13 protein-coding genes and 1 tRNA gene are annotated in these 14,124 nt (G+C 72.2%); 7 read left to right on the forward strand and 7 right to left on the reverse strand.

Going from position 1 to position 14,124, the window contains the following annotated elements:
- Positions 1-44: 44 nt before the first annotated feature.
- Positions 45-758 (forward strand): IclR family transcriptional regulator, encoded by a 714-nt coding sequence (locus ABEA10_RS22010; protein WP_329256384.1) that lies wholly within the window; start codon positions 45-47, stop codon positions 756-758.
- 3 nt (positions 759-761) lie between these two features.
- Here the strand turns inward: ABEA10_RS22010 and ABEA10_RS22015 are convergent, their stop codons facing one another.
- Entirely contained in the window at positions 762-1,751 is a 990-nt protein-coding gene (locus ABEA10_RS22015; RefSeq protein WP_345466714.1) for a redoxin domain-containing protein, read from the reverse strand.
- A gap of 73 nt (positions 1,752-1,824) precedes the next feature.
- Here ABEA10_RS22015 and ABEA10_RS22020 point away from each other — a divergent pair, with 73 nt between their 5' ends.
- The 3 genes from ABEA10_RS22020 to ABEA10_RS22030 all read left to right on the forward strand — a co-directional run bounded on the left by ABEA10_RS22020 (position 1,825) and on the right by ABEA10_RS22030 (position 4,324).
- Positions 1,825-2,469, forward strand: a complete 645-nt coding sequence (locus tag ABEA10_RS22020) for a MerR family transcriptional regulator (protein ID WP_345466716.1) — start codon at positions 1,825-1,827, stop codon at positions 2,467-2,469.
- Between the two features lie 43 nt (positions 2,470-2,512).
- Positions 2,513-3,385 (forward strand): hypothetical protein, encoded by an 873-nt coding sequence (locus tag ABEA10_RS22025; RefSeq protein ID WP_345466719.1) that lies wholly within the window; start codon positions 2,513-2,515, stop codon positions 3,383-3,385.
- A gap of 78 nt (positions 3,386-3,463) precedes the next feature.
- Positions 3,464-4,324, forward strand: coding sequence for an SAM-dependent methyltransferase (locus ABEA10_RS22030; protein ID WP_345466721.1), 861 nt, complete (start codon positions 3,464-3,466; stop codon positions 4,322-4,324).
- Positions 4,325-4,357: 33 nt separating this feature from the next.
- Here ABEA10_RS22030 and ABEA10_RS22035 read toward each other — a convergent pair whose 3' ends face one another.
- Both ABEA10_RS22035 and ABEA10_RS22040 read right to left on the reverse strand, forming a co-directional pair.
- On the reverse strand, positions 4,358-5,263 hold the full coding sequence (locus ABEA10_RS22035) for a helix-turn-helix domain-containing protein (protein ID WP_345466723.1): 906 nt from the start codon (positions 5,261-5,263) through the stop codon (positions 4,358-4,360).
- Between the two features lie 141 nt (positions 5,264-5,404).
- Positions 5,405-5,641, reverse strand: a complete 237-nt coding sequence (locus ABEA10_RS22040; protein WP_285571323.1) for a DUF397 domain-containing protein — start codon at positions 5,639-5,641, stop codon at positions 5,405-5,407.
- Between the two features lie 197 nt (positions 5,642-5,838).
- Here ABEA10_RS22040 and ABEA10_RS22045 point away from each other — a divergent pair, with 197 nt between their 5' ends.
- Positions 5,839-6,336: an ATP-binding protein gene (locus ABEA10_RS22045; RefSeq protein ID WP_486303801.1), complete on the forward strand. Its 498-nt coding sequence runs from the start codon at positions 5,839-5,841 to the stop codon at positions 6,334-6,336.
- Here ABEA10_RS22045 and ABEA10_RS22050 read toward each other — a convergent pair.
- The gene (locus ABEA10_RS22050; RefSeq protein ID WP_345466730.1) at positions 6,329-7,384 is read right to left on the reverse strand and encodes a DUF2332 domain-containing protein; all 1,056 of its coding nucleotides are present in this window, start codon (positions 7,382-7,384) and stop codon (positions 6,329-6,331) included. The two genes, ABEA10_RS22045 and ABEA10_RS22050, sit on opposite strands and share 8 nt — an antisense overlap.
- A gap of 80 nt (positions 7,385-7,464) precedes the next feature.
- On the opposite strand from ABEA10_RS22050, the gene ABEA10_RS22055 reads away from it, so the two are divergent.
- Positions 7,465-10,620, forward strand: coding sequence for an AfsR/SARP family transcriptional regulator (locus tag ABEA10_RS22055; RefSeq protein ID WP_345466733.1), 3,156 nt, complete (start codon positions 7,465-7,467; stop codon positions 10,618-10,620).
- 197 nt (positions 10,621-10,817) lie between these two features.
- On the opposite strand, the gene ABEA10_RS22060 is transcribed toward ABEA10_RS22055, so the two are convergent.
- From ABEA10_RS22060 to ABEA10_RS22070, 3 genes are all read right to left on the reverse strand, one after another.
- Positions 10,818-10,890, reverse strand: a tRNA-Glu gene (locus ABEA10_RS22060).
- Positions 10,891-11,237: 347 nt separating this feature from the next.
- On the reverse strand, positions 11,238-12,017 hold the full coding sequence (locus ABEA10_RS22065; protein ID WP_345466736.1) for an endonuclease/exonuclease/phosphatase family protein: 780 nt from the start codon (positions 12,015-12,017) through the stop codon (positions 11,238-11,240).
- Between the two features lie 74 nt (positions 12,018-12,091).
- Positions 12,092-12,649, reverse strand: a complete 558-nt coding sequence (locus tag ABEA10_RS22070; protein WP_345466739.1) for a DUF6939 family protein — start codon at positions 12,647-12,649, stop codon at positions 12,092-12,094.
- 265 nt (positions 12,650-12,914) lie between these two features.
- Between ABEA10_RS22070 and ABEA10_RS22075 the strand changes: the two genes are divergently transcribed.
- Positions 12,915-14,072, forward strand: a complete 1,158-nt coding sequence (locus ABEA10_RS22075; protein ID WP_345466742.1) for an RNA-guided endonuclease InsQ/TnpB family protein — start codon at positions 12,915-12,917, stop codon at positions 14,070-14,072.
- Positions 14,073-14,124: the final 52 nt, after the last annotated feature.

The raw sequence follows: 14,124 nt of genomic DNA on the forward strand, positions 1-14,124 counted from the left end.
GCTCACGACTTGCATCTCAGATTGCGAGACGGCAGTATCGAGGCATGGACAACTCTAGCGGAGTCGGCGTACTTGACAAAGCGGTACTCGTCTTGAACGCCCTGGAGGCCGGCCCCGCCTCGCTGGCCCAGCTCGTGCAGACGACCGGTCTGGCTCGCCCCACCGCCCACCGCCTCGCCGTCGCGCTGGAGCACCACCGGCTGGTCCACCGCGACACCCAGGGCCGGTTCATCCTCGGCCCCCGCCTGGCCGAGCTCGCCGCCGCGGCCGGCGAGGACCGGCTGCTTGCCGTCGCCCAGCCCATCCTCACCCAGTTGCGCGACCTGACCGGCGAGAGCGCCCAGCTCTACCGCCGCCAGGGCGACGCACGCGTCTGCGTGGCGGCGGCCGAGCGGATGAGCGGCCTGCGCGACACCGTGCCGGTCGGCAGCTCGCTGCCGATGACGGCCGGGTCGGCGGCCCAGATCCTGCTGGCCTGGGAGGAGCCCGACCGCCTCCACCGGGGCCTGCGCGGCGCCAAGTTCACCGCGACGACGTTGGCCTCCGTCCGCCGCCGCGGCTGGGCCCAGAGCGTCGGCGAACGCGAGCAGGGCGTGGCGTCGGTGTCCGCGCCGATCCGCGGCACCGGCGCGCGCGTGATCGCCGCGATCTCCGTGTCCGGCCCGATCGAACGCCTGAGCCGCTCCCCCGGCCGGATGCACGCCCCGCCGGTCCTGGCCGCGGCCGAGAAGATCTCCGAGTCCATGCGCCGCCCCTGAGCCTCAGGAGGCGCCCAGCGGGCGATAGACGGGGATTCCCCGGGTCTCCAGCTCCTCCCGGAGCGCGAAGTAGGCGTCGCCGAACGGGTCCACCCCGGTCAGCGGCATCAGTCCCCGCCGGATCGCCACGTCGTGCGGGGCCAGGCCGGCGGCCTCGGCGAGATGACGGTTCGCCGCCTCCGTACGCCCCCGGCGGGCCAGCCACACCGCGAGGCGGGCGTGAGCGCGGGCCCGCTGCTCCTCCGGCGTCGGAACGCGCAGGTACTCGCCGATCTGCGCGTCCGTGAGACCGCGATCCCCCTCGATCACCCAGCGCCGCAGCGCCGCCCATGACACCTCGGAGTCGATGCCGTTCATCGAGCGGAACAGGTCGGTCGCCGTCTGGCTGTCCTGCGGCCGGGCGATCCGGCCCTCCTCGTCCACCCAGACGACCGTCGGCACGTTGACGATGTCGTAGCGCTCGGCGACGATCCCGTCGGCGTCGGTCAGCGCCGGGTGGGTGAGGTCCCGCTGCCAGGGCCGCGCCTGCTCCGGATCGCGGTCGCACGCGATGCTCACGACGGTGAGGCCGTACGGCTCCAGCGCCTTGTGACGTTCCTCCCACGCCGGCAGGTCGTACCGGCAGCCGCACCACGACGCCCAGAAGACCAGCGCGACCTTGCGACCGCGGACGTCGCCCAGGGACCGGCCGTCGAGGGTGAAGTCCGGCGCCCACCCGGTCGGGGTCAGCGGCGCGGCGTCGGCGAGGGCGATCACCCGCTCCTCACGGTCCACAACGGCGATCTTGCCGGTCAGCTCGGCGAAGGCCACGACGTCGATCCCCCCGCCGGCCTCGGCGTCGCGCACCGCGGCCACCGGGACACACGCATCGTCACGGCACCAGCCGTGCGGCTTGCGGACCCAGCCGAGCACCGGTGCGGTCAGCGGCGCGCGCAGGTCACCGTCGAGATCGATCCGCTCCTCGCGGCCGTCGGTCAGCAGGGTGTGATTCATGAGACCCTCCATTGGATAGTGACACTCTCCAACTATTGGATAGCGCTAGTATCTAAGTCAAGGGGGGTGACGGATGAAGATCTCCGAACTCAGCGACCGCAGCGGCCTGCCGGTGCAGACGATCAAGTACTACATCCGGGAGGGCCTGCTGCCGAAAGGCGCGGCGACCGCCGCGACCAGGGCGGAGTACGCCGAGGAGCACCTCGAGCGGCTGCGTCTCATCCGGGCGCTCCGCGAGGTCGGCGACCTGTCCGTCGCGGCGGTGAAGCGCATCATCGGCGCCGTCGACGACGAGGCGGTCGGCCTGCACGAGCTGCTCGGCACCGCCGCGTACACGCTGAGCCCGGCGGCCGAGGCCCGGCCCGACGAGCCCGACTGGCGCTCGGCCCGCGAGGACGTGGACGCCATCGTCGCCGAGCTCGGCTGGCAGGTGTCCCCGGACGCGCCGACCCGCGACCTGCTCGCCCAGGCGTTCCTCGCGCTGCGCCGCCTGGGGCGGCCCATCGTCTGGACCGACCTGCGGCCCTACATCGAGGCGGCGACGATCATCGCCGAGCATGAGATCGGCGGGATTCCGGTCGAGGGCGAGCGCGGCCGGGCCGTGCAGACGGCGGTCGCCACGAACGTGCTGTACGAGAAGGTGCTGCTCGCGCTGCGGCGCATGGCCCAGGAGGACGCCTCGGCCCGCCGGTTCGGCGCCGACGCCGAGAGCCGCTGACCGTACGCTTCACGTCCGGCCGGGCACGGGTAATCATGACGGTGTGGATTTCGACGAGGCCGCCGACGAGCTGTACGGCGTGCTGCCGTCGGAGTTCACCGCGACCCGGAAGCGGCTGGCGGGCGAGCTGCCGCGCGACGACGCCCGGCGCCTCACCGCGATGCGGCGCCCGACCGTCCCGGCGTGGGCGGTGAACCTCCTCGTCCGCGACGACGCGGTCGGCCCCGTGCTGGAGCTCGGCGAACGCATGCGCGCGGCCTGGTCGGAGGGCGGCGACCTGACCGCCCTGGACCGCGAACGGGACTCTGTCGTCGACGATCTGGTCCGGCGCGCCCGCACGCTGGCCGACGAGGCCGGGCGGCCGTTGAGCGACGCCTTCGCCGACGAGGTGGACGAGACGCTGCGCGCCGCGATCGCCGACCCGTCGGCCGCCGAGGCCGTACGCGCGGGGCGGCTCGACCATCCGCTGCGGCACGCGGGTTTCGGCCCGTTCGGTGCCGCCGCGCCGCCGGCCCGCCCGAAGCCCCCGCCGCGCCGGACGAAGAAGGCCCGCGAGGACGACGAGGCCGCCCGGAAAGAACGCGAGGACGGCGAGGCCGCGCGGAGGGAACGCGAGCGCAGGGAACGGCAGGAGCGGGAACGGCGCGCGGAGCGGGCCCGTGCCGCCGAGCGCGAGGCCGAGGAGGCCGAGCGCTCTCTCGCCGAGTGGGCGTCCTCCGTCGAGGAGGCCCGGCGGCGGCTGGCCGACGCCGAACGCGACCTCGACGACCTGCGCCGGCGGGTGCACGAGGCCGAGGCCCGGCAGACGGACCTCTCCCGCCGGGCCCAGGTGGCCGAGCGGGAGCACCGCCGCGCCGAACGCACCGCGCGAGAGGCGCGCCGCCGCGCCCGCGACCTCGCGGCCGACGCTTCCTGACTACCGGACAATTCAGTTCGATGCTGGCTGTCTCCGCATGGGTCTAAGATCGGCTCACAGCGGTAGAAAGGGTGAAATGTGACCGGCGCGGCGCGGCGGGCACTCGGGGAGTTCGACACGACCCGGCCGAACATCGCCCGCATCAACGATTACTTTCTCGGCGGTAAGGACAATTTCGCCGCCGACCGGCGCGCGGCGGAAGAGTTGCTCGCGATCGCTCCGGAGATCAGGGCGATCGCGGCCGAGAGCCGGAACTTCCTCGGCCGTGCCGTGCGCTTCCTCGCCGCGCAGGGCATCCGGCAGTACCTCGACATCGGGTCCGGCCTTCCCACCCTCCAGAACACGCACGAGGTGGCGCGCTCGGTGCTCCCGGACGCCCGCGTGGTCTACGTCGACAACGACCCGGTCGTGATCTCACACGGCCGCGCGGTCCTCGCCTGCGACGAGCGCACGGCCGTCGTCGAGGGCGACATCCTGCACCCCCAGGAACTGGTCGACGACCGCGAGGTGCGCGGCGTCATCGACTTCGACGAGCCGGTCGCCATCCTCATCTTCGGCGCGCTGCACGTCATCCCGAACGCGGACGATCCATACAAAAGCGTCGCGACGCTGCGGGACGCGACCGCGCCGGGAAGCCACCTGGCCCTCTCTCATCTCGTCTTCGACATCCGGCCCGAGGTCGCCGGCGCCATCGAGGACATCTACCGGACCGCCCTCCACCGGCCCCAGGCGAACACCGCGCGCAACCGCGAGGACGTGCTGGGGTTCTTCGACGGCTTCGAGCTGGTCGACCCCGGCCTGGTCTGGTTGCGTCAGTGGCGCCCGGACCACCCGCTGCACGCGCGGGCGGCGGAGACGGTCTGGAAGGTCGGCGGCGTCGGCCGCAAGGTCTGCGACCGCGCCCGGCAGGCGCGCGGAGCCGGCGCCGGATCTCGCTGAGGATCCAGTGGCGGACTCGCTGAGGATCCCGCGCTACATCTCGTTGAGGATGCGGTTGAGGGTGTCGCGGATCTTTGAGGCCGGCTCGGCGTCGATGCAGAGCCGCTCCATCACCACGTGGTAGTGGTCGACGTCCTCGCGCTTGTCGAGGTAGAGCGCACTGGTGAGCTGCTCGAGGTAGACCACGTCGGGCAGGTCGCGCTCGGCGAACCGCAGGATGCTGAACGGCCCTCCCGCCGCCGCGTGCCCGCCGAGGGCGAACGGCACCATCTGCAGCGTGACGTTCGGCAGCTCGGTCATCTCCAGCAGGTGCCGCAGCTGACGGCGCATCGCCTGGACTCCGCCGAGCGGGCGCCGCAGCACCGCCTCGTCGACGACCGCCCACAGGTGCGGCGGGTCGTCGGACTGCAGCAGCGACTGCCGCCGCATCCGCAGGCCGACGCGCCGCTCCACCTCGTGGCCCGGGGCCGTCGGGTGGCCCAGCAGCGTGACGGCGCGCGCGTAGTCCTCGGTCTGCAGCAGGCCGGGGACGAACTGGACCTCGTACGCGCGGATGCGGGACGCGGCCTCCTCCAGGCCGATGTAGACCTCGAACCAGGACGGGAGGATGTCGGAGTAGCTGTGCCACCAGCCCGGGGCGTTCGCCCGGTCGGCCAGCGTGAGCATCGCCGCCTTGTCGCTCTCGTCGTCCACTCCGTAGAGCGTGAGCAGGTCGGCGACGTCGCGGCGCCGGAAGCGCACGCGCCCCAGCTCCATGCGGCTGATCTTCGAGTGCGAACCCCGGATCGCCGCGCCGGCCTCCTCGCACGTGATCTGCCGCTTCTCGCGGAGGCGGCGCAGCTGGGAACCCAGGATGATGCGCAACACGGTCGGCCCACCGCGATGGGGGCCGAACATGTCGCGTGCGGTCTCTTCACCGCCGGCATGGGACCCGATCATGTGCTCCCCTAGGACACTGGAATCGGCCCAGTGTCCCACTGGAGCCCGTCGTTGCAAAGCGCCCGCCTCGCGCGGGCAGGGTTCGGCCGGCCCTCGGCGAGCGGGTGGTCGCCCGCCTCAGGCGGCGTATGGTCGCTCACCTCAGGCGAGCATGTGATCGAAGTCGCCGTCCTTCGCTCCTTTGATGAAAGCGTCGATCTCCGCCCGGGTGTACAGCAGCGCGGGGCCGTCCGGGAACCGTGAGTTGCGAATCGCGATCTCGCCACACGGCAGTTCGGCGAGTTCGACGCAGTTTCCACTCGGATTACTGGCATGGCTCTTGAGCCAGCTGGCCTCCCGCAGGCGGGCTGCCGATATTCCGTTGTAGGCCTGATACATGTCGCCTCCAAGCCATCCAAGACCGCCCGACCGGTGAGCCAAAGGTCGGACCCCTTCCGGGAGCGGCACGACGCTCGTGCACATGCACGTGCATCCGTGCGTGCATGCGTGCTTGCATATGCACGACTTGAGGAGCAAGATAGCGGAACGGCGCATGGAGCGCCCCGCGACGTCCCCGACTTCCCCCAGGGTCCGCAATGAACTTGCCGCCACCGAGCGAAACCACCGGCATCCCCCTCAACGACCAGGGGTGGGACGACTGGCTCCGCCCTTTTGACGGCACCCCTTGGTCGAACGGCGGTCGGCCGCTGGTCGCCGCCCAGGACCTGCCCTCTGAGGCTGCCTCGCCGGGTATCGCCCGTAATGTGACAAAAGACACACTTACCCGGTGGAGTCTCGGCGACTTCTACGACGACGCCGCGGTGGTCGTCTCCGAACTGGTGACCAACGCCATCCGGTACGGCCTGTGCCCCACCGCCCACGACCCGCTGCGCCTGGTGCTCGCCCGCTACGAGAGCCAGCTCGTCTGCATGGTGACCGACCCGACCGACACCGCGCCCAAGATGCAGGATCCCGACTGGGTCGCCGAGACCGGCCGCGGCCTGCACATCATCGAGGCCATCAGCCGCGCCTGGGGCTGGACGCCCCTCCTCGGCGGCGGCAAGGCGGTCTGGGCGTCCTTCTCGATCATCTGACGCGCGGCCGGCCGGGTCCGGAGTCCGAAAGCCACTCCGCGTGCCCGTGGCCGATCGCCAGCCGCCGGACCGGCTCACCGCCGCGGCTCAGTTCGAGGGCGAACGCATCCGTCCCCAGGTCACGGGCCCCCTCGAAGGACAGATGGAACAGGTCGTGCTCCCGCCCGGCCCCCGCGATCGCGGCGTCGAAGGCCTCTCTTCGCTCGGTGGCCACGTGCAGGCGCGTCGCGGAATGGAAGATCACGATCGGCGCCCCGCGCGGCACCTCGGCGGCGACCTCCGGCAACAGGTCGACCGCGTCCCCCGCGTACGTACGAGGTCGGTTCGCCGCCACGGCCCGCAGCGCCTCGTCCTGAAGGGCCGCCTGCGCGAGGTTCTCCGGCCAGATCAGCGCCCGCAGCCAGAGCCGCTCGTCCGGATCGCCGGCGTCGATGGGGTTGAGGTCGATGCCCGCGCGATCGGCGATGGCGGGCAGCGGGCCGAGGTCGGGCGGCGGCCCGTCCCCGCGCCACTCGGCCGCCACGACGACGGGTGAGGACGCCCTCCCCCACGTACGCCCCCCGATCTCGTACCGGTAGTCGTCGAAGCGCAGGTGCACGCCCGCGCTGGACCCCACCTCGATCAGCATCACCGGCTCGTCCGTCATCGACGCGACCACCGTCATGCCGAGCCGCAGCAGGATCGAGCGCTTCACGACGTTCGTCTGGACGAGACGGCGGCGCATCAGCTCGATGATCTCCTCGCGCCGGCTCAGGCAGAACGCGGTGAACGCCGGGCCGGGATCACCGGCCGCGGGCTCGCGTCCGGTCGAGGGGTACCAGGCCGCCAGCTCCTGCGCCGGATCGCGGAGCAGCAGGTAGTGCACTGACGCGAACAGCAGGTTGGAGGGCAGCTGGCCGGATCGGGCGTGCCGGGCGATGGCGAGCAGCCGCTCATCGGCCGCGACCACCCGGCCGAGCCGCGTGTACAGCGGCGAGTCGGCGAAATGACGCGGCGAGGCGGCGAAGAGCTCGGCGAGAGGGTCGGCGGCGCTCTGGGCGGTGCTCATGCCGGGATCGTCGCAAGCCGATCAATCATCGTCAATGTTGATTATGATCAATATGTCTCCTATGCGCCACAATCGACGCCATGGAGTTCGGCATTCTGGGAGCGACGGAGGTGCGGTCCGCCGAAGGGCACCCCCTGTCGGTCGGCGGCCCGAGGGTGCGCGCGCTCCTCGCCCTTCTGCTGCTGAACGCCGGCCGGCTGGTCACCACCGAGCGCCTCATCGACGGCCTGTACGGCGACGAACCGCCCGCGGGCGCCGCCAACGCCCTGCAGTCCCAGGTCTCCCGGCTCCGGCGCGGCCTCGCCGCCGCCGACCTCGCCTCCGGGGTGGTGGAGTTCCACGCGGCCGGTTACCGCCTCGCCGTCGAGCCCGAAGACGTCGACGTCCACCGGTTCGAGCGCCTCGCCGGGGAGGGGCGGACCGCGCTGGCCGCGGGTGACGCCGCCCACGCGATGGACCTGCTGAGCGAGGCGCTGGACCTGTGGCGCGGGCCCGCGCTGGCCGATGTGGCCGACGCGCCGTTCGCCGAGGCGCAGGCCGCACGGCTGGAGGAGATGCGCCTGTCCGCGCTGGAGGACCGCGCCGAGGCCGCGCTGGCGCTGGGCCGCGGCCGCGACCTCGTACCGGAGCTCCAGGAGCTGGTGGCCGCCCATCCCCTGCGCGAACGCCCGCGCGGCCAGCTGATGCGCGCGCTCCACGGCGGCGGCCGGCAGGCCGAGGCCCTCACCGTGTTCGAGGACACACGCCGGGTTCTCGCCGAGGAGCTCGGCGCCGACCCGTCACCCGAGCTGGCCGCCGTGCACCTGTCGATCCTGCGCGCCGAGCGGCCGGCCGCGCCGCCGGAGACGCCGGACGCGCGCCGCGCGCTGCCGGCCCAGCTGACCAGCTTCGTCGGGCGCGAGGAGGAGTTGCGGCGGATCTCCAAGCTGCTCGCCGCCGGACGGCTCGTGACGCTCCTCGGCCCGGGCGGGTCCGGCAAGACCCGCCTGGCGATCGAGGCGGCCGCGCAGGAGAACGGCGAGGTGTGCTTCGTCGACCTGGCGCCGGTCGACGCCGCGGGGGCCCGGCACACGGTCGTGCAGGCGGTCGTCGAGGCCCTCGGGCTGCGCGAGTCCGGCCTGTTCGCGCAGCCGGCCGAGGCGCGGCCCGACCCCGAGGCGCGGCTCGTCGCCGCGCTGTCCCAACGGCCGCTCCTGCTCATCCTCGACAACTGCGAGCACGTCGTCGACAGCGCCGCCCGGCTCGCGCACCGGCTGCTCGGCGCCTGCCCGGAGCTCCGCGTGCTGGCGACGAGCCGCGAGGCGCTCGGCATCACCGGCGAGGGCCTGTGCCCGCTTCCCCCGCTCCCCCTGCCACCGCCCGCGGCGGACGCCCTCGACGCGCTGGGATATCCGGCGATCCGCCTGTTCGCCGATCGTGCCGCCGCCGTACGCCCGGATCTGGACCCGACGGCCGAGCTCGGCACCATCCAGCGGATCTGCGTCGCGCTCGACGGGCTCCCGCTGGCCATCGAGCTGGCCGCCGCACGCCTGCGCTCGCTCACCGTGGAGGAGGTCGCCGCCCGCCTGGACGACCGGTTCCGGCTGCTCTCGCGCGGCGACCGTACGAAGGCGCCCCGGCACCGGACGCTGCGTGCGGTGGTCGAGTGGAGCTGGGACCTGCTGGGCGAGGACGAACGGACCCTGGCGCGGCGGCTGACGGTCTTCGCCGGCGGCGCGACGCCGGACGCCGCCGCGCGTGTGTGCGGCCTGCCCGCCGAGGACGTCGACGATCTGCTCGCCGACCTCGTGGACAAGTCGCTCGTCGAGGACGTGGGCGGCCGCTACCGGATGCTCGACACCATCCGGGCGTTCTGCGCCGAGCGGCTGGCCGAGGCCGGCGAGGACGAGTCCACGCACGCGGCGCACGCCGCGTACTTCCTCGACCTGGCCGAGACCGCCGAGCCGTACCTGCGCCGGGCCGAGCAGGTGGACTGGCTGGCCCGGCTCGACGCCGACCACGGCAACCTCATGGCGGCGCTGCGGTGGGCCGTGCGCGCCGACCCCCCTCTGGCGCTGCGCCTGCTCACGGCCGTGGGGTCGTACTGGTGGCTGCGCGGGCTGCGCAGCGAGGGCGTGCCGGTCGCCCTCGAACTGCTCGACGTCATCGGGCCCGAGCCGCCGGCCGGGCTGGAAGAGGAGTACCTCTTCGCCGTCCTGGTCATCGTCATCGGCGGCGTCCAGGGATCCCCGGCGCACGACCTCCAGCGGTTCCTCGACGTGGTGGCCGCCGGCCGCCAGACCGGTGAGCACCGGCCACTGCGCCCGGTGGTGACCGTGATGTGGGCGCTCGGCACCGGGCCGGCCGCGGCGGACGTCGAGCTGCAGGAGCGGCTGATGGGCCACGACCCGTGGTCGCTGGCGCTCCGTCATCTCGGGTGGGGGTACGTCCTGCTCTTCCAGGGCGACGTCGATGGCGCCGAGGCCGAGTTCACGGCCAGTACCGAGGGTTTCCGGGCGGTCGGCGACCGCTGGGGACTGGCCGGGGTCCTGTCCGCGCTGGCCCGCCTGGCGGCCTGGCGCGGGGACGACCGCCGGTCGCTCGCGCTGGCCGATGAGGCGCTCGCGCTGGTCCGCCGGCTCGACGCCGCCGAGGACATCGCCGACCTGCTGTGCCTGCGGGCCGAGGGGCTGGGGCGTGCCGGCGACGTCGCGGGAGCGCGTTCTTGTTACGCGCAGGCCGGTGAGTTCGCGCGCCGGTCGGGCTCGCCGGAGAGGGTGGCGCAGGTCCGGCACGGGCTGGCCGAGCTGACGCGGCTGACCGGCGACCTGGGCGAGGCCCGCCGCCTGGCCGAGGAGGCGCTGAAGGCCTGCACGGCGGCGTCGTTCGGCGTCACCGAGGTACGGGGCCGCGTCCTCGTCAGCCTCGGCCGGATCGCCGAGGCCGAGGAAGACGCCGCCGCGGCCGAGGCGTGGCACCGGCAGGCGCTCGGCGTCGGCGGCAACGACGCGCGGGCCGCGGCGGACGCCGTCGAGGGGCTGGCCGGGGTGGCGGTGCTCCGTGGTGACGGGGAACGCGCCGCGACGCTGCTCGGCGCGGGCGCGGCTCTGCGCGGGATCTCCGTGGCGGGCGACCCGGACATCGCGCGCGTCGCCCGCCGGGCCGGGGAGCTGATCGGCGAGGCGGCGTACGCGGCGGCGTTCGCACGCGGCGCGGCGATGGCCCGCGAAGAGGCGCTCGCGCTCGTCGGCGCCTGACGTGCGGTCGGCGGTGGAGTTGCGGAAGACGGTGGATGTGCGCTCGGCGGTGGATGACGTCGGTCGATCCTGAGCATGCGTCACCACATATCTGGAAACAATGGGGCGAATTGAGCCGTGTGCCCGCTGAGGCGTAAGTGAAGGACGCTTATGACAAAAGGGCTGACCGCCGTTATGGCGATCAGCCCTTCCTGCTGTAGTCCCGACCGGATTTGAACCGGCGTTACCGCCTTGAGAGGGCGGCGTCCTAGGCCACTAGACGACGGGACCTCAACCCGCCCGCTTGGTCTCCCTCGCGGGCGACGCCCAGCTTAGCGGACGTTCTCCCGTTGTACGAACCGGGATCTTCGAGGCGCCGAAGTCACGGATCGAAATCCGCGTTCATCGGCGGGAAAAGCATACCGACCCCCGGCGACGACAGCCAACCGGAGACACCTCCGGTCCCAACGTCCGTCTAGGGTCTGTCTCAAGGTCCCCGTCCGTAGCGAGCGGCGTCCAGCCGGCGCGTCGCAAGGCGGAGGAGGGAGTCAGCCCGGGTTTGGCCGGCGACCGACGACAACGCGGCGAGGCGGCGCCTGGACGCCGCGCAGTAGGACAGCGGGGCTTTGAGACAGACCCTAATACCGCAGGTCGGCTAGGACGCCGTAGTGGTCGGAGGGGACGACGTCGTCGACCGGGTCGGCGCCGATGACCTCGCAGTGAACCGGATGGCCGGCGCCGCCGCGCCGGGGCCAGGCGGACAGGATGTGATCGATCCGCCGGTCGGGCCACAGCACCGGGGCCGCCCAGGGATTGGCCCGCGCCCAGGTGTGACCGGGACCGCCGGTGCCGGCGGTGTCCCAGGCGTCGTAGCAGACCAGGTCCGGCACTGCCGTCGCGGCCTTGCCGGTCAGCATGCGGATCTCGTCGCTGTCCGGGTCGGCGTTGAAGTCACCGCACACGATCGTCGGCCGGCTCCGGCGCTGGAGCTCGGCGACGAACGCGCTCAGCGCGCGTACCTGCTCCTGCCGCACCGCGCCGTGCTCCAGCCGCCAGGTCAGCGCCACCGTGAAGATCTGAACGGGGCCGCGCGGCCCGGCGATCTCGGTGAACACGACGCCGCCCCCGGCTCCCTCGGGGCCGGGCAGGCGACGCCACTCGTGCCGCTCGATCGGCCAGCGGGACAGCACGGCCAGGCCTTCGCCCGCGAAGACGTGGTGCGGCATCCCGAGCCGCTCCGCCTGGCCGTCCCATGCCTCGACGAGGGCGACGACGTCCGGGTCGTGGCGTGCCAGGGTGGCCTTGATCGCGGTCTCCCGGCTCTCCCAGGGCCCGAAACGCGCCCAGACGTTCCACGTGACGAGACGCAGCGTGCTCGTGATGAGCGGCCCGTACGGCTCGGCGATGTCATACGTCATGGCTCCGCTTTACCACGCTTTCAGCGGCCATTCCGAGCATCGCGCCATGCTCGACCGGCCGGGATCACCCGGCGTCACGCCTCATGCGGCCAGTGACCTCGCACGTGATGGGCGATGAGCGCGGCGTGCGACAGCGGGGCGGACGGGTCGGCGACGTCGCCGTTGGTCGTGTAGTCGAGCAGGACGACGTCGCCGTCGGCGGCCATGGCGCGGAGGCGGTCGACCAGGTCGGCGGTCCTGTTCTCCAGCACCCAGCGGTAGGCCGGCAGGTAGATGCGGCGCCGCGCCGTCTCGTACGGCAGCAGCGTCTCGCCGTCGAGCCCGTCACGGTGGCCGCGGACCGGGCCGTACCTGCGCACGGTGCGCTTCAGCCCGCGCATGCGCGTGTTGCCGAGGACGGCGCGGTCGACGTCCGCGGTGGCGAAGACCTTCAGCGCCTGCCAGATGCCCTCGACCGACTGCGCGGTGACCCCGGGTGAGCGCGGCACCGGGATGCCGCCGTGCGGGTAGAACGGGCTGAGCCGCACCCAGGGCTCCTCGGCCCGCGAGGTCACGTCGATGATGCGCGCCGCCGGAAAGGCCCCGGCGAGCCCGGCCGCCGAACGACGGCGGCTCGCGACGTGGATCGGCATGCCGGCCCCTCTCCTCCCCTTCTACGGGTCGGGCCCAGCATGGCCGACGGCACCGACGGTTTCAGCATGATCTAGCGAGGAACCCCAGTCCTTCAGGGCCGAGAGGAATCGCTTCCCTCGAGTGCGGCGCACTAGCGCCGGCTGGACCGGTGCTGGGGCGGGGGAGACCAAATGCGTGTGCGGGGTGTAGGCGACGCTGTTACCCCTGTGGTTATCAGGAGATTACCCTCCTGCGTGACACAGAAGAACGTTAAGGTTACTGACCGTGAAGGTCGTGGTGCAGGTCAAACTCATGCCGGATGCCGGGCAGGCGCTGGCGCTTGAGCGGACCCTGCACGTGGTCAACGAGGCGGCGAACTGGGTCTCGGCCGTGGCGTTCGAGCGCGGTGTGCCGCACGTGTACGAGCTGCGCAAGCACACCTACGCGGAGCTGAAGTCGCGGGGCCTGGGGGCGCAGGCCGCCCAGCATGTGATCAAGAAGGTCCGTGACGCCTACACCACGTTGAAGGCGAACATTCGTGCCGGGAACCTCGGCAAGCCGGGCTCTCGCCGTCGCCTCAAGGCCGAGACCAAGCCGATCGTGTTCCGTGCCGAGGCCGCGCAACCCTACGATGACCGGTGTTTGTCGTGGCAGTACGACGCCGGGACCGTGTCGGTGTGGACCGTCCAGGGCCGGGTGAAGAACGTCCGGTTCGCCTGCTCGGCGGGTGCGCTCAAGACGCTGCAGGAGCACCGGCAGGGTGAATCGGATCTGGTCCGGCGTGATGGGGTGTTCTATCTGATCGCCACCTGTGAGGTGCCCGAGGCCGAGCGGTACGAGCCCGGCCGGTTCATCGGCGTGGACCTGGGCATCGCCGCCATCGCGACCACCTCCACCGGCTACAAGGCCGCCGGGCGGGGACTCAACCGGCACCGCAAACGGCAGCTCGAACTACGCCGCAAGCTTCAGAAGAAGCGGACCAAGTCCGCCAAACGGCTGCTGAAGAAACGCAGACGCAGCGAGAAGCGCCACACCGCGAACCAGAACCACATCATCGCCAAGACGATCGTGACCGAGGCTCAACGCACCTCATCCGGAATCGCCCTGGAGGACCTCAAGGGAATCCGGCAGAGGGTACGGCTCCGCAAGCCCCAACGGGTCACCCTCCACTCTTGGGCCTTCGCCCAGCTCGCAGACTTCATCGCCTACAAGGCCAAGCGGGCCGGCGTGCCCGTGGTCTTCGTCGATCCGGCCTACACCTCACAACAGTGCTGTGAGTGCGGCCACATCGACAACAACAACCGGGTCAGCCAATCGGTTTTCTGCTGCCGGAACTGCGGGGTCGTTGCCCACGCAGACCGCAACGCCTCCCACAACATCGCCCGCAAAGGCGAAGCTGTGTGGACCGCGGGGAGTGAGTCACGCGTCCCTGCCACCCCCTAAAAGGGGCGGCTGAACGGAGGAGCCCACCCAGCAGCCAGCCGGGAGCTACCTC

Source organism: Actinoallomurus oryzae (assembly GCF_039541955.1).
Taxonomy (GTDB): domain Bacteria; phylum Actinomycetota; class Actinomycetes; order Streptosporangiales; family Streptosporangiaceae; genus Actinoallomurus; species Actinoallomurus oryzae.

Bases quoted from the DNA above. Each gene is read 5' to 3' on its own strand.
- ABEA10_RS22065 (WP_345466736.1), bottom strand. From the start codon at position 12,017: ATGACGTATGACATCGCCGAGCCGTACGGGCCGCTCATCACGAGCACG.
- ABEA10_RS22035 (WP_345466723.1), bottom strand. From the start codon at position 5,263: ATGATCGGGTCCCATGCCGGCGGTGAAGAGACCGCACGCGACATGTTC.
- ABEA10_RS22015 (WP_345466714.1), bottom strand. From the start codon at position 1,751: ATGAATCACACCCTGCTGACCGACGGCCGCGAGGAGCGGATCGATCTC.
- ABEA10_RS22055 (WP_345466733.1), top strand. From the start codon at position 7,465: ATGGAGTTCGGCATTCTGGGAGCGACGGAGGTGCGGTCCGCCGAAGGG.
- ABEA10_RS22045 (WP_486303801.1), top strand. From the start codon at position 5,839: ATGAACTTGCCGCCACCGAGCGAAACCACCGGCATCCCCCTCAACGAC.
- ABEA10_RS22050 (WP_345466730.1), bottom strand. From the start codon at position 7,384: ATGAGCACCGCCCAGAGCGCCGCCGACCCTCTCGCCGAGCTCTTCGCC.
- ABEA10_RS22010 (WP_329256384.1), top strand. From the start codon at position 45: ATGGACAACTCTAGCGGAGTCGGCGTACTTGACAAAGCGGTACTCGTC.
- ABEA10_RS22040 (WP_285571323.1), bottom strand. From the start codon at position 5,641: ATGTATCAGGCCTACAACGGAATATCGGCAGCCCGCCTGCGGGAGGCC.
- ABEA10_RS22070 (WP_345466739.1), bottom strand. From the start codon at position 12,649: ATGCCGATCCACGTCGCGAGCCGCCGTCGTTCGGCGGCCGGGCTCGCC.
- ABEA10_RS22020 (WP_345466716.1), top strand. From the start codon at position 1,825: ATGAAGATCTCCGAACTCAGCGACCGCAGCGGCCTGCCGGTGCAGACG.